Genomic DNA, 370 nt, shown 5'->3' with positions numbered 1-370 from the left:
GACTTTATTACCTTTCCGATGATCAGGTGTGCTGCGTGAAATGACCGGAAAATTCGAGAGCTAATTGGATACCCTTTTGAGCCCGCTCACGCACAATGCGGGCGACACCACGGCCGCCCGATTTTTCACTCAAGACAGCTCAGCATTCAGCCTGCGACTGATGACATCCAGCAAATCACACCCATCGCGCAGCGTTTTCAGCTAACCCCGTGTCATCGTATAAAAAATGTATTGTGTAATTTAACTCGTCATAATCTAACCCCGGCGATGACCGTTCTACCCAAGCCTGGTATTGATAGTCAAGGTCTGACAACCCACTCAAGTATGAGATAAGCTCCTCTCTCATACTAGGAAATTTTAGTTCGGAGAG

The 370-nt window shown here is 47.6% G+C and carries 1 protein-coding gene; it reads right to left on the bottom strand.

Annotation, left to right across the window (positions count from 1 at the left end):
- Positions 1–175: 175 nt before the first annotated feature.
- A partial coding sequence (locus AC0L3B_RS38640) for an SCO4402 family protein (RefSeq protein WP_473382902.1) occupies positions 176–370 on the bottom strand: 195 nt, incomplete at its 5' end.

Source organism: Bradyrhizobium sp. Kon56 (genome assembly GCF_055807635.1).
Note: the sequence above shows the minus strand (reverse complement) of the source record. Positions and strands in the feature narration are given on the sequence as shown.